The organism is Paenibacillus cucumis (ex Kampfer et al. 2016), from assembly GCF_019748695.1.
In the GTDB taxonomy this organism is placed as follows: domain Bacteria; phylum Bacillota; class Bacilli; order Paenibacillales; family Paenibacillaceae; genus Paenibacillus; species Paenibacillus polysaccharolyticus.
This window is the reverse complement of sequence record NZ_JACLIC010000023.1, coordinates 317854-340765: the sequence shown is the minus strand read 5'-3', so window position 1 is coordinate 340765 and position 22912 is coordinate 317854. Positions and strand designations below refer to the sequence as shown.

At 46.8% G+C, this 22912-nt stretch carries 20 protein-coding genes; 5 read left to right on the top strand and 15 right to left on the bottom strand.

Features of this window, described 5'->3' with window-relative positions:
- Positions 1 to 14 precede the first annotated feature (14 nt).
- The 3 genes from H7T88_RS14860 to H7T88_RS14850 form a co-directional block, all read right to left on the bottom strand.
- Positions 15 to 1904: a bifunctional homocysteine S-methyltransferase/methylenetetrahydrofolate reductase gene (locus H7T88_RS14860; protein WP_154888309.1), complete on the bottom strand. Its 1890-nt coding sequence runs from the start codon at positions 1902 to 1904 to the stop codon at positions 15 to 17.
- A 236-nt stretch (positions 1905 to 2140) separates the two neighbouring features.
- The gene (gene dapF, locus H7T88_RS14855; RefSeq protein WP_221789055.1) at positions 2141 to 2974 is read right to left on the bottom strand and encodes a diaminopimelate epimerase; all 834 of its coding nucleotides are present in this window, start codon (positions 2972 to 2974) and stop codon (positions 2141 to 2143) included.
- A 176-nt stretch (positions 2975 to 3150) separates the two neighbouring features.
- On the bottom strand, positions 3151 to 6009 hold the full coding sequence (locus H7T88_RS14850) for a calcium-translocating P-type ATPase, SERCA-type (protein WP_090923648.1): 2859 nt from the start codon (positions 6007 to 6009) through the stop codon (positions 3151 to 3153).
- 348 nt (positions 6010 to 6357) lie between these two features.
- Between H7T88_RS14850 and H7T88_RS14845 the strand changes: the two genes are divergently transcribed.
- Together H7T88_RS14845 and H7T88_RS14840 are read left to right on the top strand one after the other, a co-directional pair.
- Positions 6358 to 8163: an Rqc2 family fibronectin-binding protein gene (locus H7T88_RS14845; protein WP_221789162.1), complete on the top strand. Its 1806-nt coding sequence runs from the start codon at positions 6358 to 6360 to the stop codon at positions 8161 to 8163.
- A 214-nt stretch (positions 8164 to 8377) separates the two neighbouring features.
- Positions 8378 to 8821 carry a GNAT family N-acetyltransferase gene (locus H7T88_RS14840; protein WP_221789054.1) on the top strand — a complete coding sequence of 148 codons (444 nt, stop codon included), beginning with the start codon at positions 8378 to 8380 and terminating at the stop codon, positions 8819 to 8821.
- 22 nt (positions 8822 to 8843) lie between these two features.
- Here the strand turns inward: H7T88_RS14840 and H7T88_RS14835 are convergent, their stop codons facing one another.
- The 8 genes from H7T88_RS14835 to H7T88_RS14800 form a co-directional block, all read right to left on the bottom strand.
- Positions 8844 to 9707: a PHP domain-containing protein gene (locus H7T88_RS14835; RefSeq protein ID WP_221789053.1), complete on the bottom strand. Its 864-nt coding sequence runs from the start codon at positions 9705 to 9707 to the stop codon at positions 8844 to 8846.
- A gap of 45 nt (positions 9708 to 9752) precedes the next feature.
- Complete coding sequence (locus H7T88_RS14830) at positions 9753 to 10664, bottom strand: selenium metabolism-associated LysR family transcriptional regulator (protein ID WP_221789052.1); 912 nt, start codon at positions 10662 to 10664, stop codon at positions 9753 to 9755.
- A gap of 154 nt (positions 10665 to 10818) precedes the next feature.
- Positions 10819 to 11256, bottom strand: a complete 438-nt coding sequence (locus H7T88_RS14825) for a hypothetical protein (RefSeq protein WP_090923653.1) — start codon at positions 11254 to 11256, stop codon at positions 10819 to 10821.
- Between the two features lie 164 nt (positions 11257 to 11420).
- Positions 11421 to 11684, bottom strand: a complete 264-nt coding sequence (locus H7T88_RS14820) for a YlbG family protein (RefSeq protein ID WP_090923781.1) — start codon at positions 11682 to 11684, stop codon at positions 11421 to 11423.
- Positions 11685 to 11777: 93 nt separating this feature from the next.
- Positions 11778 to 12215, bottom strand: a complete 438-nt coding sequence (locus H7T88_RS14815; protein WP_221789051.1) for a YlbF/YmcA family competence regulator — start codon at positions 12213 to 12215, stop codon at positions 11778 to 11780.
- A gap of 96 nt (positions 12216 to 12311) precedes the next feature.
- Positions 12312 to 14105 carry a helicase-associated domain-containing protein gene (locus H7T88_RS14810; protein WP_221789050.1) on the bottom strand — a complete coding sequence of 598 codons (1794 nt, stop codon included), beginning with the start codon at positions 14103 to 14105 and terminating at the stop codon, positions 12312 to 12314.
- Positions 14083 to 15810: a DNA repair helicase XPB gene (locus H7T88_RS14805; protein ID WP_423246137.1), complete on the bottom strand. Its 1728-nt coding sequence runs from the start codon at positions 15808 to 15810 to the stop codon at positions 14083 to 14085. The genes H7T88_RS14810 and H7T88_RS14805 overlap by 23 nt, the downstream gene beginning before the upstream one ends.
- A gap of 142 nt (positions 15811 to 15952) precedes the next feature.
- Positions 15953 to 17125: a M20 metallopeptidase family protein gene (locus tag H7T88_RS14800; RefSeq protein WP_221789049.1), complete on the bottom strand. Its 1173-nt coding sequence runs from the start codon at positions 17123 to 17125 to the stop codon at positions 15953 to 15955.
- 210 nt (positions 17126 to 17335) lie between these two features.
- Between H7T88_RS14800 and H7T88_RS14795 the strand changes: the two genes are divergently transcribed.
- Positions 17336 to 17683 carry a YugN family protein gene (locus tag H7T88_RS14795; RefSeq protein WP_090923657.1) on the top strand — a complete coding sequence of 116 codons (348 nt, stop codon included), beginning with the start codon at positions 17336 to 17338 and terminating at the stop codon, positions 17681 to 17683.
- A gap of 12 nt (positions 17684 to 17695) precedes the next feature.
- Entirely contained in the window at positions 17696 to 18982 is a 1287-nt protein-coding gene (ftsW, locus tag H7T88_RS14790) for a putative lipid II flippase FtsW (RefSeq protein WP_090923658.1), read from the top strand.
- A 114-nt stretch (positions 18983 to 19096) separates the two neighbouring features.
- On the opposite strand, the gene H7T88_RS14785 is transcribed toward ftsW, so the two are convergent.
- Entirely contained in the window at positions 19097 to 19459 is a 363-nt protein-coding gene (locus H7T88_RS14785; RefSeq protein WP_090923659.1) for an Asp23/Gls24 family envelope stress response protein, read from the bottom strand.
- A 182-nt stretch (positions 19460 to 19641) separates the two neighbouring features.
- Here H7T88_RS14785 and cax point away from each other — a divergent pair, with 182 nt between their 5' ends.
- Positions 19642 to 20712: a calcium/proton exchanger gene (cax, locus tag H7T88_RS14780; protein WP_090923660.1), complete on the top strand. Its 1071-nt coding sequence runs from the start codon at positions 19642 to 19644 to the stop codon at positions 20710 to 20712.
- Positions 20713 to 20887: 175 nt separating this feature from the next.
- On the opposite strand, the gene H7T88_RS14775 is transcribed toward cax, so the two are convergent.
- From H7T88_RS14775 to H7T88_RS14765, 3 genes are all read right to left on the bottom strand, one after another.
- The gene (locus H7T88_RS14775; RefSeq protein ID WP_090923661.1) at positions 20888 to 21181 is read right to left on the bottom strand and encodes an Fpa/YlaN family protein; all 294 of its coding nucleotides are present in this window, start codon (positions 21179 to 21181) and stop codon (positions 20888 to 20890) included.
- Between the two features lie 219 nt (positions 21182 to 21400).
- The gene (locus H7T88_RS14770; RefSeq protein ID WP_090923662.1) at positions 21401 to 21646 is read right to left on the bottom strand and encodes an HPr family phosphocarrier protein; all 246 of its coding nucleotides are present in this window, start codon (positions 21644 to 21646) and stop codon (positions 21401 to 21403) included.
- A gap of 96 nt (positions 21647 to 21742) precedes the next feature.
- Positions 21743 to 22858 carry an aminopeptidase gene (locus H7T88_RS14765; protein WP_090923663.1) on the bottom strand — a complete coding sequence of 372 codons (1116 nt, stop codon included), beginning with the start codon at positions 22856 to 22858 and terminating at the stop codon, positions 21743 to 21745.
- Between the last annotated feature and the right edge of the window lie 54 nt (positions 22859 to 22912).

Below are 22912 nucleotides of genomic sequence, written 5' to 3'. Positions count from 1 at the left end.
TCACATCCGTTTTACTATTGTAATTGATTATTAGGGTTGAAACAAGTAGGACATTGATGCTCCGATTTCTCCCAGACGTATTGAGTCAGTTCTGCCGTCATGCCATAGAACATAAACGGAGTCATCAGATAGATGCCCTTGAAGTGCTCTGTAGCTACATCCAGTAGCTCTTTTGCAATCGTCACTCCCATGGCACGCCCCTCTTCACCTTCCAGTCCTGCCATCCGTGAACGCACTTCATCGGAAAGCTGGATACCTGGAACCTCATTGTGCAGATACTCTGCGTTTCGGCCGCTTGCAAGTGGCATAATACCGATGAAAATAGGAATGTCCAGATGTTTGGTTGCCTCACGCATCGCCACGATCAATTCCGGATCATACACCGGCTGAGTCATAATATAGTCTGCCCCGGAGGCAATTTTCTTCTCAAGCCTTTGTACCGCTTTGTCCAGATGTTTCACGTTCGGGTTGAAGGCCGCTCCAATAACAAAGCCGGCTTTCTGTTTCAACGGTTTACCCGAAAAGGCTACACCATCATTCAGTTGTTTAATCATTCTTATGATTTCAAACGATGTCAAATCGTACACGGAGCTTGAACCAGGCAAGTCACCAAACCTTGCAGGGTCGCCCGTAACGGCAAGCACATGGTTAATGCCGAGTGCATCAAATCCCATCATATGGGATTGAGTTCCGATCAAGTTACGGTCACGGCAGGCAATATGCACAAGTGCACGAAGTCCTGTGCGATCCTGCACCAGATGTCCGAGTGCCATATTACTCATACGTGTTACAGCAAGGGAGTTGTCAGCAAGCGTAAGGGCATCCGCCCCTGCCGCTTTCAATGTTTCGGCACCCTTCATAAACTTGGCAATATCCAAATCACGCGGGGGATCAAGCTCTACAATGACCGTGTGGCGTTGTTTGACCAGATCAACAATGGTTGGCTGGCCCCCTCGTCCTGCGCGTTCATCCACATTCTCATGAAGTACAATGCGTGACGTAATCTCGGCAGGATCAGGTTCAGCAATCGGCTGAGGTACGTAATCCGCAAGCGCTTCTTTAATCGCAGTGATGTGATCCGGCGTTGTACCGCAGCAACCGCCGATAATACGTGCACCAAGATCCGCAAACTGTATTGCAGTCTGACCAAAGTACTCTGGTGTTGCACCGTAACGGAACTGACCATCCACATAGTCCGCCGCACCCGCATTCGGATATACGGACATCGGAACACCGATACGTCCAGAAACGGTTTCCATCGCACGCATGATCCCGTTCGGACCAGACCTGCAATTGAAACCGATGACGTCAGCCCCCTGTTCGCGCATGATACGAAATGCTTCAGGCATCGTGTAACCGTCCAGCGTATGGCCTACATCCTCTACCGCGAATTGTCCAATCACAGGCAGGTCGCTCAGCTTGCGGGCCTGCAAAAGAGCGATATCCATCTCTTCGATATCATAGAACGTTTCAAGCAAGATGCCATCTACGCCTTCGTCTAGTAACGCAAAAATCTGCTGTTGATAGAAGCGTTTCAATTCACTAGTAGACACATTTGTCCGTTTGCCGCCGCGAATCGAACCTACTGCACCCAGAACGTAGCCCTCTGCCCCTGCCACTTCTTTCGCGATGCGTACGCCCGCACGGTTCACATCCTCCACTTTGGACTCTAGCCCAAATTTAGACAACTTGTCAAAGTTAGCCGAGTACGTATTGGTCTCGAATATATCCGTGCCTGCATCACGATAACGACGATGCACATCAGCCACAACTTCAGGTGAAATTAAGTTCAACTCTTCATAAGATATCCCTACCGGAAATCCCATTTGATATAGAAATGTCCCCATGGCCCCATCCCCAACAAGGACACGTTGCTTCATCGCTGTACGTAAATCTGCCTTCATCCCGTTTCCCCCCGCCTGACTGTGATCGTTTTCATACTAATGTAACACAAAGAATGCTTAAAAACGAAGAAAAACACAGGTATTTACTGTATGTCCGACTCCAGTGGACATTCCTGCGAAATATGTGCTGAATTCGTCCTTGATGACCGGACAGCATGTAACATCTTGTCTAATTTGGATAAAAAAAGAGGCCCTGCAGGCCTCTTCCGTGTAACCTTCTACTTTTTTTCAAGAAACTATGAAGTAAATCCTTTGAAAACAACTTCGGCTGGTCCCGTCATATAGACGTGGTTATCCGCCTCGTTCCACTCAATGTTCAGATCCCCGCCTTTAAGGCTAATTACCGCAGTACGATCTGTATGACCATTCAGTACAGAGGATACCAGCGTTGCACAAGCGCCTGTTCCGCAAGCCAGTGTCGGACCAGCGCCACGCTCCCATACACGCATGTCTACATACCCGCGGTCGCGTACCGTTGCGAATTCAACATTAATTTTTTTCGGGAACATCGGGTGAACCTCAAGCAATGGCCCCCATGTTGTCAGATCAAAATTCACCGCATCCTCGACATAGATGACCGCGTGAGGGTTGCCCATAGACACCGCTGTGAATTTGAATGCATGTCCATTCGCTTCAATGTTGTGATTGACCACCGGATTCGCATCCACTGTGGTAGGTACTTGAAGACCATCCAGAATCGGCTCGCCCATGTCTACCCTTACGGTCTCTACCTTGCCATCCCGGATATTAAGAGTTACAGGTTGAACCCCTGCACCAATCGTTTCAATCGTAATCTGCTCGCGATCAACATGCCCATGGTCATATACATACTTGGACACACAACGGATCGCGTTGCCGCATTGCTCCGCTTCAGAACCGTCCGAGTTCATGATGCGCATCTGAAAATCCGCCTTCTCCGAAGGCAGTATATAAACCAGACCATCTGCTCCGATACCGAAGAACCGATTGCACCATTTTACCGCAAGTTCAGCCGCATCTGCTGGAAGCTGTTTTTCACCAAATACAACGATAAAGTCGTTGCCTAGTCCGTGCATTTTCGTAAATTCCATATCTTGCCCACTCCTTTTGGCAGTCTTCCGCCAAAGCTTTATAGTTTATTTATAGCTAATCTTCATATCATGCGCACAAAGCATACAAAAAAAGCTATCCTGCAAAATATCAAAGCTTTCGCTTTGAATCATTTTGAGGATAGCATATCGAAACGAGATATTAAAAGCTATTGATTTTATGCTGAAAACTTTGTACTTTTCGGTACGAAGCGTCCAGGACCGCCCATGCGGCGACGATTCCGGCGACCACCCCAGACACTGCCAGCCCCCATAAGGAATGTTGGGATGCCTGCGGCTACGATACAGATAGCCCATTCGCGCAGACCGAGAGGTACCGTTTTGAAGATGGGTTGCAACGGCTCCACATACATTACCACCAGCATCAGCACAACCGATGAGATAACTGCCAGAACGAGATATTTATTCTGCAACGGATTGCGGTGGAAGATCGAACGGGAACTTCGGCAGTCAAACACATGAATCAACTGGGCGAGCACCAATGTAGCAAAAGCGACGGACTGAGCTTTGAGTAGTTGACCAGGATGATCCGGTGCGGCCTGAAGTGTCAACCAGAAGGCACCGAGCGTACATAGTCCGATCAATACACCGCGGCTAATGATTTTCCAGCCCAACCTGCGTGCAAAAATATTTTCCTTTGCGCCGCGAGGTTTGTGCTCCATCAAATCTTTTTCCGCCTGATCCACCCCGAGCGCCATCGCTGGCAAACCATCTGTCACCAGGTTTACCCATAGAATCTGGATTGGCACGAGCGGCAATGGCAAACCCATCATCATGGCAAAGAACATCGTTAAAATCTCGCCGACATTCGAAGCCAGCAAATAACGGATAAACTTGCGAATGTTCTCATAGATGTTACGCCCTTCTTCAATAGCCGCCACAATGGTGGAGAAATTATCATCACTCAAAATGAGAGATGAAGCTTCCTTCGTCACATCCGTTCCCGTGATGCCCATGGCAATCCCGATATCCGCAGCCTTGATCGCAGGTGCATCGTTGACGCCGTCCCCAGTCATCGCGACAACGTGTCCTTTGCGCTGCAACGATTTGACGATACGCAATTTGTGCTCAGGCGAGACTCTGGAGAACACATAGATATCATTGACCGTCTTATCCAATTGTTCATCCGTCATGCCTGCCAGTTGCTGCCCGCTTAACGATGCTCCTCCGCGCGGGAGAATACCCAGCTGATGAGCGATCGCTTCCGCTGTTGTTCCATGATCTCCCGTGATCATCACTGTCCGGATGCCCGCTTTGCGGCATGTCGCAATGGCATCACGAACTTCACGGCGAGGTGGATCGATCATGCCAGCGAGCCCAACAAATACAAGCTGGCTTTCAGCTGCATGCTCGTCAGCCACATGTTCCTTCGGCTTGACTTCACGATAGGCCATACCAAGAACTCGCAGGGCGTTACCAGCCATACTTTCGTTGGCAGCCATCACTTTCTGGCGCAGTGTGCCGGTGAACGGAACCACCTTGCCTTCCCACAAAATGTAACTGCAATGCTCAATCAGTACATCAGGCGCTCCTTTGGTATACACCATACGCCCACCTTGATGTTTGATCATAACAGACATCCGTTTTCGCTCGGAGTCGAACGGGAATTCCTGCTCTCGATCGTATAATTCCTTGAGTCCTGCAGGAGTAAGACCCATTTTAGAAGCCATGGCTACCAGTGCACCCTCTGTCGGGTCCCCTTTTAACTCCCAGAGCACTTGGTTAGCACTAACTTGCTCCTCCTCCTGCTGGCCGTTCTTCCGGCCTTTCTTGCTCTCTTTTTTGGACTCTTTACTCTTTTTCTTGCTGGCTGGATCGTTTACAATCGTCTCGACAATACTGGCATTGTTACAAAGTGCACTGATCTGTAGCATTCTTCGTAAGGACTGGTCATTTTTCAGGTCGAGTATTCGATCATTTTCCAACATATGACCTTCTGGTGCATAACCGTCTCCAGTCACCTTAATGCTGCGCCCTTCAAGCCACACGTTCGTTACCGTCATTTTGTTCTGTGTAAGTGTACCTGTCTTATCCGAGCAGATCACCGACGCGCAACCTAACGTTTCTACAGATGGCAGCTTACGTACGATGGCCTTACGTTTGATCATCCGCTGTACACCTAACGCCAGCGCAATCGTAACGATAGCCGGCAATCCTTCCGGTATGGCTGCCACGGCGAGACTGACACCTGCCAGGAACATGCCTACTGCGGGTTGTCCATGAAGGATACCTGCGACTACGACCATCACCGTTAATCCAAGCGCAACAAAGATCAGAATTTTGCCTAACTGCTCGAGTCTGTGCTGTAGCGGAGTCTCCTGCTCCTCCGTATTTTGGATCAGATCAGCGATTTTCCCCATCTCGGTGTCCATCCCCGTCCGAATGACAACTCCCTTGGCTGTACCGCGTGTGACCATAGTGCCCATAAAACCGATGTTTTTTTGATCCCCTAAAGGAACATCGTCACTAGCTATAGGTCTGCAATGTTTGCTGACAGGCACGGATTCTCCGGTGAGTGCCGACTCCTCTACATCGAGGCTGTTGGTTTCCAGCCAGCGCACATCCGCAGGAATGCGGTCACCACTTTCCACCATGATAACATCTCCCGGTACCAATTGTTTGGCCGCAAGATGTACCTCCTGTCCCGACCTGAGTACTTTGGCGGCAGGAGCCGACAACTGCTTCAGTGCTCGAAGAGAACGTTCTGCCCGGAACTCCTGTACAAATCCCAAAATAGCATTCAATACAATAATTGCCACAATCGTTACTGCATCCAAATACTCTCCAAGTAAACCGGATACCAGCGTCGCTCCCATGAGAACTAACACCATGAAGTCCTTAAACTGATTCAGCAACAGGGTGATCGGGGATATTCGCTGTCCCTCGCTCAGTTCATTTGAACCAGCAATCTTCCGTTTCTCTGCTGCCGCTTCGTCCGTCAACCCTTCCTGCGGGCTCACGCCGAGAGTTTCACGAAGCTCTTCGTCGTTTAGTTGGTGCCACTTGGTATGTTCCATGCTCCAAAATTCCCTCCCAGTCCTATTTCATCTGCAATGCAAGCTCACATGTTTCACCGGCATGCTGCTAGGGCAGGCTGTACACTATGCCGGACAAACTACCTGCTCTATATGTATTCGGACAGGTCCGTGAATAGCACCCGGAAGCTGAATCCTTTCCCTCATGGGCAGAATAAGCTAAAATAAAGGTCTGCGTAGATTACTGCTCAACTCCGTTATTTGGAAAAATGCAGTCAGCCATCGTTATAACAAATGTTATTACATATGCTGCGGTTGCCTGTGAGCCGTTATAGATGAGGCATTCTGTATGAATTCATTCGGATGCCAGATAGAGAGGAAGTGGACAATATGGCACTTGACGGTATTGTAACCCGAGCCATCGTACATGAGCTGCAAGGCTGTATCGGAGGACGTATTAGCAAAATTCATCAGCCTAACGGCCATGATGTGGTGCTTACCCTGCGCGCTCAGCGCGGTAACAGCAAACTGCTTGTGTCGGCAAGCCCGACATATCCGCGTGTACATTTTACAGAGAAAACATTTTTGAATCCGACAGAGGCACCGATGTTTTGCATGCTGATGCGCAAGCATTGCGAAGGGGCTATCATTGAAAATATCCGTCAGATTGGAATGGAACGGATCATTCATATCGATGTACGTCAGCGGGACGAGCTTGGCGATGTTTCGGCCAAACGTATCATCATTGAACTGATGGGACGTCACAGTAACATCATTTTGCTTGATCCTGCGACGGATGCGATATTGGACGGGATTCACCATGTCACACCATCCATCAGTAGTTATCGTGTGGTTATGCCTGGTTTTTCCTATACTGCACCGCCAGAGCAACATAAAAGCAATCCGTTAGAGGTATCCCAAAACGAGTTTGAGCAGAAGATTGCTACTGCAGCAAATGTAGATGCAGACGAAAATGAAGCTGGATCACAAACGGACACAACTAAAACGGCTATAGAAACAAAAGCAGACGCCTCACGTTGGCTCGTCAATGCTTTTAGTGGGATGAGTCCGCTGATTGCAGGTGAGATTGCAACGCGAACAGGTTCCGATTCAGATCGCATGGAAGCAGGAGCACTTTGGACTGCTTTTAAGTCAGTCATCGAATCTGTAAAAGAACATCAGTACACCCCTGTAACAGGGCTGAACGCCAAAGGCAAAATGATCTTTTCCGCTATTCGACTAGAGAGCATTCAGGATCAGGAAAAAACGTACGATACGATGAGCAAATGTATGGAGGATTACTACGGGGACAAGGCCGAGCGAGATACCGTTAAACAAAGAGTAAGCGATCTGCTCCGGTTCCTGCAGAATGAGCGTAGCAAAAACATTAAAAAGCTCGATAATCTTAACAAAGACTTGCTTGAAGCCGACGATGCGGACAAGTACAGACTATGGGGCGAGTTGTTATTCGCATCCCTGCACTTGGTCAACAAGGGTGATAAGAGTGTAGAGCTGATTAACTTCTACGATGAAGATCAGGGCAACATTACGATTCAGCTTGATCCACTGCTCACACCTTCTGATAATGCTCAGCGTTACTTCAAACGTTATAACAAATATAAAAACAGTCTGGCTGTCATTCACGAGCAACTTGGTAAAACCAAGGATGAAATCGCCTATCTGGATAATCTGCTTCAGCAGCTCTCCATCGCCTCCATGAACGATATCGAAGAAATTCGAGACGAACTTGTACAGCAAGGTTATCTGCGTGATCGGAACAAAAAAGGCAAGAAAAAGAAGAAAAATGATCGTCCAACTGTGCATCAGTTCACTTCATCAGAGGGAATTGACATTCTGGTCGGCAAAAACAATCTACAGAACGAGTACGTGACCAATCGCCTGGCATCAGCTAATGATACTTGGCTGCACACTAAGGACATTCCGGGTTCCCATGTCGTTATTCGCAGCACTGATTTTGGTGAAGCTACGCTGGAGGAAGCCGCTCAACTCGCCGCTTATTTCAGCCAAGCAAAGGAATCAAGCAGTGTGCCTGTGGATTACACGTATATCCGTCACGTTCGCAAACCAAGTGGTGCAAAACCCGGATTTGTCATATACGACCATCAGAAAACTCTGTTTGTAACACCAAACGATGAATTAATTAAAAGCTTACCATCCACGATAAAAAATGGATAAGCTGCCACTTATCTTATAGGATGAGATGTAACGATAACCAAAAAAATCCCCTGCCAGCTAAGGCTGAAGGGATTTTTTTGGTTACCATATATGTTTAGAAAAGTAACACATGTCACTCCATTTATTAATTTTATTGTATATTTATTCACATTACCGTATAATAACTCCGTATTAATTCAATGAATACATAAAACATAAAAGAAGGATGTGTACTATGCCGATTCATATCAGAGAAACTCGCTCGGAAGATCTGAAACAACTGACAGTATTGATGCATGACTACGTCGTAGGTTTCTACAATAATCCGTGGCCAGGTGACCAAGCAATCGAACTTTTGATTAACAACCTGCTGGAGCAGCAGATCGGCGCTCAATTTGTAGCAGAAGAGGACGGAAAGTTGATTGGATTCGCTACGTTGTTTTTCACGTACAGTACGATGAAAGCAGAACGTGTAACGATTATGAATGACCTTTTTGTCACGGAAGCATTCAGAGAAGGAGAAACCGAAGCCAATTTATTCGCACGCTGTCAGCAATACACGCATGAACATGGATGTGCATATATGTCATGGATTACAGCCATGACTAACGAGCGTGCGCAACAATTATTCGATCGGCTTGGAGCTAAACGTGGCGATTGGGTTAACTATTCAATTTAAGGATAAACACATCCTAATGATGTTATCTCTTGCTGTGTGAAGCCGCCTGCAGTCTTTCGAGCACATCAAAAGGTACCGTCTTGCTACCCAGATCTCCATGAAAAACAACGCCTTGTCGTTCGCCATGGTAATCTGATCCGCCGGTCACTATAAGATTATAAGCTTTAGCCATCTCTGCATATCTACGTTCCTCTTCCGGGCCATGGTCTGAATGAAAGACTTCAATGCCATCCGGAAGGGATTCTGTGATAATACGGCGTACTAATTCATCATCGCTATAGAGACCCGGATGCGCAATTACTGCAGCACCTCCTGCAGCTCTAATCCACTCACAAGCATCCTTAGGCGTAACTCGGGGGACAGATACGAAGCCAGGCTTGCCTTCAGCAAGATATCGATCAAATGCATCTCGCATGTCGGTAGCGTATCCCTTTTTCACCAATACATCAGCCATATGAGGTCTACCAATACTCTCATCTAGCGCTAACGGTCGTCCGAGTCCATCCAGTACTTCCTGCCAGCTTATATCCAATCCTAGTTGCTGGAGCTTGCCAATAATCAGATGATTCCGTTCCTCCCGCGCTTCTCTCAATCCGCGCAACCTTTGCAGAAATAACTCATCCTCCGTATTCACGTAATAACCGAGCACATGAATATCTTTACCACCAGCCCGCGTGCTGATTTCAACTCCAGCTATAACATCGATACCGTACTCTTTTCCCGCTTGCTTCGCTTCGGCTGCACCTGCTACCGTATCATGATCCGTTAAGGCTACCGCAGCCAGTCCTCTCTGTTTTGCAAGCTTCACATTATCAGCCGGTGGTTGCATCCCATCTGAAGCCTGACTATGCGTATGAAGATCACAGCGTCCTTGATGCTGATCCATTGGCTCCCATTCCTTTCTGATTGAAATTTTACAGCCCTTTCATCCTTAAGCCCGTTCTCCCTGCTCGAGCTCCTGTTGTCGCAAATACCCTAGAAAGGCAACAGCCGACAAAGGCAACAAAGATGACTTAAGGTGAATGGCATAAAACTGCCGTTTGAATTCAAGCCCGCGAATATCCACAATATGTACAAGCCCCAGGGCCAGCTCATGCTGCACGGACGAAGGAGACAACATCGTAATGCCCACGCCAGCCTCTACAGCCGATTTGACCGCACCTGTACTCCCAAGCTCCATAACCACATTCATGTCATTCGGATCTATTTTTTTCTTTTGCAGTTGACCTTCCATCACTTGGCGAGTACCTGAACCTTCCTCACGTAGCACAAAAGGGTAGTTCATTACCTCTTCCAAGTTTACTTTTCCACGTCCTGCCAGATCATGTCCTGCTGGTACAATCAGTTTCAGTTCGTCCTGCATCACAGGTTCGACGATCATATCCGGATGATTTACCGGTGCTTCGATTAATCCAAAATTCAACTGGTGCTTCAAAATCTCATCCATGATCTGCGTGGTATTCATCACTTTCATCACAATCGAGATATCGGGATACTGCTTGGCAAAGGGCCCAAGCATACGTGGCAACACATATTCACCAATGGTCAGACTTGCTCCAAGCTGTAATCTTCCCTGCAATTTCTGCGTAAAAGCAGACATGGCTTCATCTGTCTGACGAACCAGTTCCACACTTCGCTTGGCGTGAGGCAGTAATGTCCTCCCTGCCTCCGACAATTCTATTTTTTTGGTGGAACGATGCAGCAGTTTAGTCCCAAAATAATCCTCCAGCGATTGGATCTGCATCGTCACGGCCGGTTGAGTCATATGTAACGCCTGCGCAGCTGCGGAAAAACTCCCCTTTTCCGCTACCGTATAAAAAATGTGCAACTGATGAAAATTCATATCTTCGCCCCTCTTCTACTACACTTACTATATTGTATCCGATTTCCAGTCTGGCAACAAAAAAAAGCATGCAGCTTGTCTGCATGCGTTGGTACAAATGATTCTTCACTTCTCATCCATAAATTTTTATGATTGCAATCTCAAATCTGTTTCATCATCTATGCTTCCGGCTATTTTTGACCAGCGTCATTCTTCTGGAATGCCTCAGCCAAGAATAATATGACTTCAGATCTCTCAGTTCAATCGTCTCCGACATACGTCCCAAAAACGTCACTACAATCATTTTGTGTAGCGGATTGCCTGTAATGTCATATTCTCCTTCAAGCTCGGAAAACTCAGCAACCACCACCAGATCATCGTCAATCAGATAAACATCCTGCTCATTGCGGTAATATGGCGTTACCCTGTCCTGCTTCAGACACTCCCATAACCAAGCCGCAATATGGTCATCATCACTACGTGCAGGCTCAATACGGTCTGCATACCGCATCTTTGCATGATGGGTAATGACGATGTCAGCCACTTTCTTGTCTCCGAGAGCCACAAAAAACGGCTCGTAGGTGCTCCAACGTTGCATCACCTTATCACGCATGGGAATCACTCTCCACCAGATAGGACTTTCTATCTATTTATTACCCAATATATTACAACATTAGTCCCGTAACAACAAGGCGTAAGTGTAACTTTTTTTCGCAATAATCTATTTATGCTTATTTTAGAAAAGAGCGACCCAGCGGGTCCCTCCTATGTTTCCTGCTATACTCCGTAAAAACTTGTTTTGTCCGCCGTTTTGCTAGCATACTCGGTTTTAATCTCGTTTCGATAGGAGCGCTCGATTTTGCGCACATAGGAAAGCCGCTTTACGTTTTTCATCGTATCGTCAGCCCGTTCTGCATTAACATACATGACAACATAATGCATACGGCGGGAGATATAATGCACGGTACCATATTTTTCGAGATTGCGGGCCGCTTTCAAATCACTGACCCAAATAATAAATCCTGTTCTTTCCGCAAACACCATCGTTCCCCGCCCTTCTATAAATGGAGACCGGCCCTCGAAAGGCCCGGTCTGTTCAAATTCTAAAAAACTATAATGTAACGGTCTTCAAGTTTAACTGCATCCACATTTGCCGCCGCTACCACAGCCACCTTTAGGATTAGGATCGTTGCTTGGCACCTTAATCGTGCTCGATACAGCAAAAGCAATGGTTTCGGACATCTGAAACAGCATCTCATCCAAAGCTTGCTCAGCCTGTTTGAAACGAGCTACAGCTTCAAAAGATTCCAGTTCCTTCTCGATCGCTTGCACCTGATCCTTCGCTGCATGAAAGTCAGGATGAAAATGGCCAAAACGCTGTGTTTCTTCAAAAAGCTCTTTCTTGGCATTTAATCTGCGGATGCCCTCTTGAATCTCAGAACTTGTTTCGACTTGCTGCTTCCAATATAAATAATCCGATACTTCGGCAGATTGGTTAATCATGTCGCCCAGTTCATATGCGCCCGTTAACACTTGGGCCATATCGACCGTGTTTATTTCCGCTACGCTCATGAATTATTCATCCTATCTATATATAAAGTTCTACTTAACGTAGACTTATTCATCATAGCATATCCATGAAAGGTTAAGAAGAGTTTTTCCACTAAACTAGACATCATCCGGTAGAATAAGACGCATTGCATCCCAGTCTTCCGGGGTAAACGTTCGCCATTCCGTACGCGATGCAGTTTCGTGCGGATCAAGGATGCACCATCCTTCCAGTATCCATCGCTCTTGCTCTTTCACCTGATGCGGAATTAGAACAAACGTATCCTTCCCCTTTTGAATTCCTAGTTTCACTTGCCATTCGATGGCTTGCATTGCAATTTGGCGCTCAGTTGACAGGTGATACTTTCTCCATTCCCTGTGCCAAGTCTCAGGTACATCAGCCTTCCTCTCGTTCCATGCCGATTTTTCAATCGCATCATAGTCAGACCCATCCTCATCGTAGTCCACCGTCATACCAGGCATCAATGGGAATTGCAATAAGCCTTGAGTCTCACCGTTGTAAAAGAAAAGGGAGTTCCGCTGTTCAGGGTGATCCGGATTCGTAGCAAATATCAGCATATCTTGCTTATCTTGAACATTCTCTCCGACTGTTGCCCAGTCCTTCAACGTAACAAATACTTGGCCGGGCAACTCCCCTTGTCCATGTCTCTGTAAAAAATCAGCGATGCCTTCCCACTTCACTCCACTCGCAGCAGCAGTTTCCACCCGGGCCTTGGTTAAACGATAGATTGACATCTGGTCGCGTGTGATCCGTTCACAGTATTGTTCGAGTCTCCAACAGACTTCAGCTGGCACATCGGGCGGCACCATAACTTCAAAGTCGGGCTGCACATAAAATTTGCCGTAGTGTATCTCCCCCTGCTTGTGTAGCCTATCTACATGATAAACACCACAGTCTACTCCCCTATTCAAGAATTCGGCTGGATCGATCAACCAGCGAAATGCAGCCTCCCCATTCTCATTCTCACCGACTTCACCAAACCCCCAGCCAGCTAAAGCATGCAACCAGCCTTGAAACCCTGAATTACCTCCTCCGCACAGTACACGGAACCATTGATTCACTCCAGGCGTAAGTACCGCGAGCTGATAGCGAGAATGTTGCATCTCTGATCCGGACGCCCCATATCGCTCCATGCATACTCTAAACACTTCACCATGCATCTCGAACCAGGACAACTTGATCCACTGTTGCAATTTATCTTGCCTGATTTCGAAACCCCGATCTGTTTGTTGCACCAAGTTTAAGCAGAGCAGTAAATCCAGCAAAATAACTACATGCACCGGGTATAATGCCTTATGATCATACGCAATCTCCAACGGTTCGAAATCCTCTGGAGACATGATCGTTAATGTGCTTAACTTTTGTACCGTTCTCTTATGTATTGTACCTTTTCCAGTGACAGGCAGACCTTCTCTATCAATCCAAGCAAGAAGATGAAGTAATTCCCCTGCGATATGCGGTTTTCCTTCCTTAATGACACGCCTGACAGAACCGACCATCGGTTCAACAATGCGGTCCACGCGACTTATATACGATAAGGTCAATGTTGCCAGATGACATTCAGGGATATGAAAAGAGCATTCTCCCCAGCTTTTATGTACGGATTTAATCCATTGTTTACGGCGCAACATGGCAAAAGCAAGCTTCGCTTCAGCTCCACTTAACCCTTCCTTAGCCCAAACCTCCGAAGGCAGAAGAGAAGAGAACGTTTGACCCGCATATTTGTGAAAAAGAGCACCAAGCACCCGTTGCTCCGCTGACGTAAGTGCAGACCACTGTGCCAGATCAGCCAACTTTCTCGATTGCATCGATTTCTCCACTTCAAATTCCAGACCAGACATCAGCATTTCCCTTCCCTTCTGCAACATGTTAATGAACCTTGTCCTGCTCATGCACAATCGCATATTCGTAACCCTGCTCTACCAAAAACATCTGGCGATTTAACGCAAATTCCTGTTCCTTGCTATTTTCGGAAACCAGTGCATAGAAATAAGCTTTGTTCTCACCTGCTTTGGGGCGCAAAATCCGTCCAAGCCGCTGGGCTTCTTCCTGCCTGGAACCAAAGCTGCCAGAGATTTCGAGTGCTACCGCCGCATCCGGCAAGTCAACGGCAAAATTGGCAACCTTGGACACAACAATCGTGCGAATCTCGCCCTTTTTAAAAGCAGAAAACCAGTGAATACGCTCCTGTTGAGACATTGATCCAGAGATTAGTGGCGCATCAATTTCCCGGGCAATCATCTCAAGCTGATCAAGGTACTGCCCAATGACAAGTGTCGGTAGATTTTGATGTCGTTCCAGTAAACGCTTTACAACCTTCAATTTTGCCGGATTTTCAGCTGCCAGGCGAAATTGATGTTTACTCTCGGCCTGCACATAAGTTGATCTTAATTCAGGAGACAAGGGCACCCTCACTTCCTGACACTTCACTTCTGCAATCCAGCCTTGCTGCTCCAGCTCTTTCCATGGCATATCATATAATTTGGGGCCGATCAACGAGAACACATCCTGTTCACATCCATCTTCACGAACAAGCGTGGCGGTCAAACCCAGACGACGAGTGGCCTGAATATCCGCAGTAGCCCGGAAAACCGGCGCTGGCAACAAATGCACTTCATCATAGATGATCAGTCCCCACTTTCTCTCTTGTAAAAGATGAATGTGGGTAAAATCCGCATCTTTCGATTTTCGATGAGTCAAAATTTGATACGTTGCTACCGTTACCGGTTTCACCTGTTTTTTTTGCCCCGAATACTCTCCGATCTGTTCCGCAGTTATCGTTGTTTTATCCTGAATCTCCTGTATCCACTGTCTGACAGACGTTGTATTGGACGTTAAAATAAGACATTCACATTGCAATCGTTCCAGCACAGCCATGCCAATAATCGTTTTGCCCGCTCCGCAGGGTAGTACCAGAAGTCCGCTCCCCCCGATTCCTTCACCCTCTTGAAAAGCATCCACTGCCTTCTGCTGATAAGGACGTAGCGCAAATGTAGGTCGTTCTCCCTCTCCGCATCTACTAGACATACTCGTCGTTGAATCATTAATATTAGACCGCCAACTAAATAAAAGTTCGCTCCCTTTCCGATAACCGGCATAATCCAATACAGGGTAACCAAGACGTGTCAGTTCCCTTTTCAATAAACCACGCTTTTCTCCCGATAACACAAGCTCGTTCACGCTCGTTCGTTCCATACGGAAAGCAGATATCGATTTGATGTCGCTTAAATCATCTAGCAATTGCTCGTCTTCACTTGTCAGGCGCATTTTGGCATGGTCAGGCTCAGCATGTAACTTTAATTTGCCGTATTGTTCCATTATTCTGCACACATCCTGAGTGAGAGCCGCAGGCACATTCCAGCGTGACACGTTCTCAAGACTCTTGATAACCCATTCAGAATTCCAGCCTAGTGCTGCCGCATTCCAAAGCGACAACGGGGTGATCCGGTAAATATGAAACGTTGCAGGTGTCTTTACGAGCTCCGCGTACATACCGAGCTCCGCTCTGGCTGTTTCAAACTCGGGATGCCCCACTTCGAGCAATACTGTGAAATCACGCTGTACAATGCAAGCTCCCTGCGGATTGAACATCTCCATCTTTCCCACATCCATTCCTAATCTATATCATTCAAACAAAGATCTGACTCGTATACTCCGACCGCAAACTTCATCTCATACACAACAAAAAAAAGCACCCTGTCCATACCCCTGGTATGTTCAGGATGCCCAACTATAGTTCTCAGCATTCGGTTGCGTAGCCTTTCGCCATTGCCACAAACAATTTGACGCCCGTCTGCATAGCGTCCTCGTCAAAATCAAACATCGGATGATGATGAGGGTACACTGCATTTTTCTCCGGATTACCCGCACCGACAAACATGAAGCACCCCGGCACCTTTTGCAAATAATACGCAAAGTCCTCTGCAGGCATCAGCATCGGAGAGTTCTGCACCCGGTCTGGGCCAAATATCGCCGTTGCTTCATTAAAGAAACGTTCAGTTTCCTGCGCATCATTAACCACCGGCGGATACCCCATGATGTATTTCACCTGTGTTTCCGCACCATAAGCAGCCCCAGTTTGTGTCACCATAGATAGCACACGCTCTTTCATATTCATCCGTGTCTCTTCATCGAATGTTCGTACCGTGCCACTGAGCTTGCACTGCTCTGCAATCACATTCTGTGCGGACCCTGCCTGCATCGTGCCAATCGTTAGCACTGCTGGACGCAACGGGTCAACGGAGCGGCTAACGATAGTCTGAAGCTGCATCACAAGCGCAGAGCCCGCAACGATACTATCAACGGTAGCTTGCGGCATGCCGCCGTGACCACCTTTTCCTTTGATATCAATGTAAAAGTCATCTGCCGCAGCCATCATCGGTCCTGCTGTGCTTGCAACGATACCAACGGGAAGCGGTGTCCATAGATGAATGCCATAGATAACATCTATGCCTTCAAGTGCTCCGTCTGCTATGACCTGAACTGCACCGCCTGGAAGCAGTTCTTCCGCCGGCTGGAACAGAAAACGGATCTCTCCCCGCACCTCCTGCTTATGCCGACTAAAATACAGTGCCGTTCCGAGCAACATAGAAATATGACCATCATGACCACAGGCATGCATTGCCCCAGCTTGTTGGGAGGCATATTCTACATCTTTCTCGTCCTGGATTGGCAAGGCGTCCATATCAGCGCGAAGCATGACTACAGGCCCTGACCTGTCCCCGCGAAGTATTCCAATCACCCCATGGCCACCTATATGACGTTTCACCTCAATGCCAAAGCTCTCCAGCATATCTGCCACAAAAGAGGATGTTTTCTCCTCATGAAAGGAAACTTCAGGATTGCGATGAAGGTGACGCCGCCATTCCACCATATGGATCTGCAGATCTTCCCACCATATTTGATTTGTCATGTAACCCCATCCTTTCGATCATCAGCAGGGCTTGTTCATAGCCCCAAACCTTCCTCTTCAAACCTATTGCAGTATATTGTAGCAGAATTGAACGAAAACCGATACGAAAGGCCTTTGGAAAGCTTGCACGGGAAGGGGAAACATACTATCATGAACTAGAGAAACACACGAGAATTATACTCGGAAGCTTATGAGGAGGATCAAACGCTTATGATTTTTGAGAATACAGGCTTGGATGGCTTGAAAAGCGACTTGGCATACCTGGATGAGAGCGCCGAGAAAGTCGGATTCGTCCGGTGGCAATGGGAATATTACCGTGCTACATATGACTACAAAATCGAAGATGAACAAACCAACTCAGAATACTTTGTACGCATTAATACGCGCGCGGTAGAAGGCAAACTGGAGAAACCCGATACGGTTCTGGCCGTTGAAGCCGTTTATCTGGGCAAAGCTACTTTCCCCCATGGACTCGATTACGACTCTTCCGTTCCGCAGCCAGTCGTGAAGCTGGCCACCCAAAAATTGCAGCAGCTCAAAGAACTGCTCGAAGCTTAGGCGGGCCAGATTATGAAACAACAAACGGCCCAGACGAGAACGAAGAGAGGCACGCCGGATTTTCAACTGCTAATCCTCACTTTATTGTTGGTGGGCTTTGGACTGGTGATGGTATTTAGCTCCAGTTCCAGCATCGCAATCGCAAGCGAAAGTTTTAACAACGATGCCCTTTACTTCACGAAAAAACAACTTATGTGGGCGATGATCGGTCTGGTTGGCATGTTTTTTGCCATGAATATCCGCTTTAACAAGTACAAAAAGCTCTATGCACCGTTTTTCCTGTTCACCACCGCACTACTCTTAGTTGTCTTGGTATCCGGTGCCGTGTTAAATGGTGCAAGAAGCTGGATTCGCGTGTTTGGATTCAGTTTGCAGCCTGCAGAGTTCGCCAAAATTGCAATTATTTTATATTTGTCTGCACTCATCACCAAAAAAGGTGAACGTTTCCGTGATTTCAAGACCGGATATTTTCCTGTCCTGTTCATCGTCGGATTTATTGCAGGATTGATCATGTTGCAACCTGACTTTGGTACCTGTTTCATTCTGGTATCTACCTGCGGTCTTGTCATTTACGCTGGTGGAGCTAACATGAAGCACATCCTGGGTTCTATTTTATTGGTTGCGCTTGGTGGTGCACTTGCCTTTGGAGCCAGTGCCCTCTTTTCCTCCATGTCTCCGGACACTCCTGCGCTGGACAGCACAACAACAGTGACAGCAGAGCAAAACTACAAAATTGGTCGTATTCAAGCCTTCCTTAATCCAGAGTCTGATATCAATGGCGGAAGTCTCAACCTCTACCGTTCTCTGGTTGCCATCGGGGACGGCGGTATTACAGGTTCGGGTATTGGACAAGGCACCATGAAGTTGCATTATTTGCCAAATGCCTATAATGACTTTATTTTTTCCGTCATCGGAGAAGAGCTCGGTTTCATCGGGAGTGCATTGTTCCTGCTCATTTATCTGTACTTTATCTGGAGAGGCATTATCGTCTCCCTACGTTGTCCTGATCCTTTCGGAACGCTGGTGGGTATAGGTATCATGGGGCTTATTGCGATCCAGGCCTTCATCAACATTGGCGGGGTAACTCAAACGATACCTGTAACGGGAGTTACACTTCCGTTTATCAGTTATGGGGGGACTTCACTCTTTGTCATGATGGTGGCGATGGGTATTGTGCTAAGTATTTCACGGACCAATAACCTAGAAGCAATTAAGGAACAAAAAACGAAATCGGTAACGGTGCAGACACGCACCTCCCCGGCACTTCGTTCACGGGATTCGATTCGCCGAGTTCGCTAATGGAATGAAAAAAGACTTTGCATCTGATGGATGCAAAGTCTTTTTTGTGTTTTTTTGTATAAAGATAAGGAACAAAACATAGATTTGTTCATACCTTACGTGGAGTCTAAAGATTTACAGGTCGTCGCCTTTGAAAGAGACACCTTCAACCTTCACATTCACTTCGACTACACGTAGTCCGGTCATCGTTTCTACCGCTTCTCTTACATTCTGCTGGAGCATACGGGAAACTTCATGAATCGGAGTTTCATACAGGACGATGATACGCAGATCAATGGCTGCTTCCAGCTGACCGACTTCCACGCCTACGCCTTTCTGTACGTTTTTACCACTGAGACGCTTCGCCCAGCCCTCTGACAAACCTCCAGACATTGCGGCGATTCCAGGCGTTTCCATTGCAGCCATTCCAGCAATTTTCGCAACCACGTCATCGGCAATCCGGATGTTTCCGCTCTCCATTTGAAGTTGTTCTGCCATGCCACATCCTCCTTCACTTCGTTACTCGTATTTTAAATCCTTTCCACCCTAAAAAGCAAATTTAACTGTAAACATGCGTTTACAACCTGCCCCCCTTTGGTTATATTGAAATATGAAATTAATCGCATAGGTACATATCGTGAATTTCAAAACAAAATATGTATATAACCGAGGTGTTTTTTGTGAGAAACCGGATTTCATCCTTTTTGCTGATTGCATTTTTTGCGCTCAGTGCCATCGCCCACTTCTTGAAATGGGATTCGATTCTGCAGTTCGTGATATCTGCCATTTCGGTTATTTTTGTGGCCGGTTTTTTAGGTAAAGCGACCGAAAGTGTAGCCCACTATGCCGGTCAACGATTAGGAGGATTCCTAAATGCAACCTTTGGCAATGCAGCCGAACTCATTATTGCGATTTTCCTCGTAAAAGAGGGCTTGTTCGACATGGTCAAAGCCAGTCTGACCGGGTCCATTATCGGTAACCTGCTACTCGTGCTGGGACTCAGCATTTTTGCCGGCGGACTAAAGTATAAAACACAGAATTACAACGTTTCGCTTGCGGGGCTCAACGGCTCCCTGATGATCGTTGCCATCATTGCCCTGTTCGTCCCGGCCGTATTCCTGAACACCCACTCTATCACACAGCGGGATACGAATACACTCAGTCTCATTGTGGCTGGCTTGCTTATCCTGGCTTATATTGCGTGGCTTATCTTCTCTATGGTCACGCATAAAAGCTATCTTGCCGATGTAACGGATGACCAGGACGAAGAATTGCCTCATGAGCATGCTCCTGCATGGTCGAAGAAAAAGTCGATCCTCTATCTCGTGATCGCTACCGTTATGGTCGCCTTTGTCAGTGAATGGCTGGTTGGCACACTTGAGGTATTTACTTCAGAGTTTGGACTAAGTGAGCTGTTCGTTGGTGCTTTCCTCGTGGCCATTATCGGTAATGCAGCCGAACACAGTGCGGCCATCATGCTTGCGATGAAAAATAAAATTGGTGCCGCTGTTGAAATTGCCGTAGGCAGCAGTTTGCAAATCGCACTATTCGTAGCACCAGTGCTGATCTTTGTAAGCTATTTTACGGGTCGTACGATGGATATCGTGTTTACCACCATTGAACTGGTCGCCATCGGTGTGTCTGTTTTTATTGCCAAATCGATCACACAGGATGGCTCCACCAACTGGTATGAAGGTCTGCTTCTGCTTGTTGTGTATGTCATTCTAGGTGTCTCATTCTTCCTGGTATAACAGAACTGTTGATTAACGTTATACCACTCCTGCGTACATCAAGAGACAGCCGAGGGACTACTTCCCCGGCTGTCTTTTTACGCCTACTGCAACACTAGACATATACATCAACACATACAAAAAAAGCATGCAACGGAATGTGCATGCCTTCTATTCTGACCCGCGCGATTGCAGGCTATTGCTCATTCTTTTTGTTCAAAGCTTCATATAAAATCGCCAAGTTCCGCTCAAGCGCGCTAACCATCTGCTTACCTGTACCTTCTGGAAGGAGTCCTGCACGGACAGCAAAATCAACTTCCTTGGAGAACCCATACATCTGTGTATCCAATACTTCCTCATAGAGAGGGCAGTAGCGGGTAGCCAGATTCTCCATCTGTACTTCAATAAGCTTCTGTATTTTATCTGCATCTTCTTGAAGAAGATTGATTGCTTTCAGGTTCAGCTGGTCCTGCAGATCAGATGAAGTCATGCATCATTTCCCCCCTATGTCCCAAAATCGCGTAAAGACGTTCTACCTCTAATATTAGACGAAATGAAGAGCTAATACAAGAACCTGACCAAAATAACCGCACGAGTTGTGAGCTCTGTTACAGCCTTTTCTCGCTTTGTCTAATTCACTCTAACGGACATTGTGTTCTGCTATGATTAAAAACACCCCTGCCCGAAGGCAGAGGTGTTCTTAATGATGTTATTCAGATGCGATGTTTACATTCAGGCCATGCTTTGCAAATACTTCAGACATTGCTGCCTTCGCTTCATCTGCATCCGGGCCATGAACGTGCAGTTCATAACTGTGCGTGCTAATCAGCGTTGTAAACAACCCAAGAATACTTTTTACGTCAATATACTTGTTCTCTGAATGAAGCACGATTGAAGAAGTAAACTTGCCTGCTGTTTGAGCAATTTCCACTACAGCCGCGTTATTACTCGACATAGGAATCCCTCCGTCTTTTCACTTTTGGTATCATCTATTAATTACCACTACATGATACCGTGAATCCGCTTTCCTAGCAACTGCAAAATACAGTTCCTATTTCAACTGGTCCGGATTCAAACATTCCAGCTCAGGAATGACAAAGATGCCATCTTTACGAATCAGCACATCATCGAAATAGATTTCGCCACCGCCGTAGTCTGGACGCTGAATCAATACGAGATCCCAGTGAATGGATGAGCGGTTTCCGTTATCTGTTTCTTCATATGCCTGACCTGGCGTAAAGTGCAGGCTACCTGCAATTTTTTCATCAAACAAAATATCTTTCATCGGATGTAGAATGTGCGGGTTGAAACCAATCGCAAACTCACCGATATGACGCGCACCTTCATCTGAGTCCAGAATTTCATTCAGGCGTTTCGTATCATTGCTGGATGCTTCTACGATTTTACCGTCTTTGAATGTAAACTTGATATTCTCAAACGTAATTCCGTTATACAGCGTCGGTGTATTATAACTAATTGTTCCATTAACGGAGTTGCGTACGGGTGCGCTGTATACTTCACCATCCGGAATATTTTTTTGTCCGGAACACTTCTCTGCACCGATATCTTTAATGGAGAAGCTCAGATCCGTGCCTGGCCCCGTAATCCGCACTTTATCTGTACGTTTCATGAGGCTTGCAAGTGAGTCTTGGGCTTTGTCCATTTTTGCATAATCCAGGTTACATACGTCAAAATAGAAGTCTTCAAATGCTTCCGTGCTGGTGTTCGCGAGTTGCGCCATGCTTGCGTTAGGGTAACGAAGCACCACCCATTTTGTATGTTTGACACGCTGTTCGCTATGTACTGGATGGGAATACAGGGAGTTGTACAGTTTCATTTTTTCTTCCGGCACATCGGACAGATCATTCACGTTCTCTCCCGCACGGATGCCGATATAACAATCCATTTGTTTCATACGGTTCAAATCAATCTCTGCCCACGTTTTCATCATCTCTTCCGTAGCATTTTGCAACATCACACGCTGAACGGTTCGATCTGTCAACTGTACAAAAACGTTACCGCCTTTTTTGCCCACTTCTTCAATAATGGCATTGATCAAATCACGTTCTGATCCAATCATCTCAACCAATACATTTTCGCCAGGCTGTACATCAACAGAATAACCTACGAGGTTCGCTGCAAGCTTCTGAATTCTAGGGTCCTTCATTCGATTAATCCTCCTGTCATCTGCCATTCAATGAATTGAACAACGGTAAATTAC

Excerpts from the sequence above, each read along its gene's own strand:
- H7T88_RS14860 (WP_154888309.1), bottom strand. The coding sequence starts at position 1,904 with ATGAAGGCAGATTTACGTACAGCGATGAAGCAACGTGTCCTTGTTGGG.
- dapF (WP_221789055.1), bottom strand. The coding sequence starts at position 2,974 with ATGGAATTTACGAAAATGCACGGACTAGGCAACGACTTTATCGTTGTA.
- H7T88_RS14850 (WP_090923648.1), bottom strand. The coding sequence starts at position 6,009 with ATGGAACATACCAAGTGGCACCAACTAAACGACGAAGAGCTTCGTGAA.
- H7T88_RS14845 (WP_221789162.1), top strand. The coding sequence starts at position 6,358 with ATGGCACTTGACGGTATTGTAACCCGAGCCATCGTACATGAGCTGCAA.
- H7T88_RS14840 (WP_221789054.1), top strand. The coding sequence starts at position 8,378 with ATGCCGATTCATATCAGAGAAACTCGCTCGGAAGATCTGAAACAACTG.
- H7T88_RS14835 (WP_221789053.1), bottom strand. The coding sequence starts at position 9,707 with ATGGATCAGCATCAAGGACGCTGTGATCTTCATACGCATAGTCAGGCT.
- H7T88_RS14830 (WP_221789052.1), bottom strand. The coding sequence starts at position 10,664 with ATGAATTTTCATCAGTTGCACATTTTTTATACGGTAGCGGAAAAGGGG.
- H7T88_RS14825 (WP_090923653.1), bottom strand. The coding sequence starts at position 11,256 with ATGCGTGATAAGGTGATGCAACGTTGGAGCACCTACGAGCCGTTTTTT.
- H7T88_RS14815 (WP_221789051.1), bottom strand. The coding sequence starts at position 12,215 with ATGAGCGTAGCGGAAATAAACACGGTCGATATGGCCCAAGTGTTAACG.
- H7T88_RS14810 (WP_221789050.1), bottom strand. The coding sequence starts at position 14,105 with ATGAGCAGGACAAGGTTCATTAACATGTTGCAGAAGGGAAGGGAAATG.
- H7T88_RS14805 (WP_423246137.1), bottom strand. The coding sequence starts at position 15,810 with ATGGAGATGTTCAATCCGCAGGGAGCTTGCATTGTACAGCGTGATTTC.
- H7T88_RS14800 (WP_221789049.1), bottom strand. The coding sequence starts at position 17,125 with ATGACAAATCAAATATGGTGGGAAGATCTGCAGATCCATATGGTGGAA.
- H7T88_RS14795 (WP_090923657.1), top strand. The coding sequence starts at position 17,336 with ATGATTTTTGAGAATACAGGCTTGGATGGCTTGAAAAGCGACTTGGCA.
- ftsW (WP_090923658.1), top strand. The coding sequence starts at position 17,696 with ATGAAACAACAAACGGCCCAGACGAGAACGAAGAGAGGCACGCCGGAT.
- H7T88_RS14785 (WP_090923659.1), bottom strand. The coding sequence starts at position 19,459 with ATGGCAGAACAACTTCAAATGGAGAGCGGAAACATCCGGATTGCCGAT.
- H7T88_RS14775 (WP_090923661.1), bottom strand. The coding sequence starts at position 21,181 with ATGACTTCATCTGATCTGCAGGACCAGCTGAACCTGAAAGCAATCAAT.
- H7T88_RS14770 (WP_090923662.1), bottom strand. The coding sequence starts at position 21,646 with ATGTCGAGTAATAACGCGGCTGTAGTGGAAATTGCTCAAACAGCAGGC.
- H7T88_RS14765 (WP_090923663.1), bottom strand. The coding sequence starts at position 22,858 with ATGAAGGACCCTAGAATTCAGAAGCTTGCAGCGAACCTCGTAGGTTAT.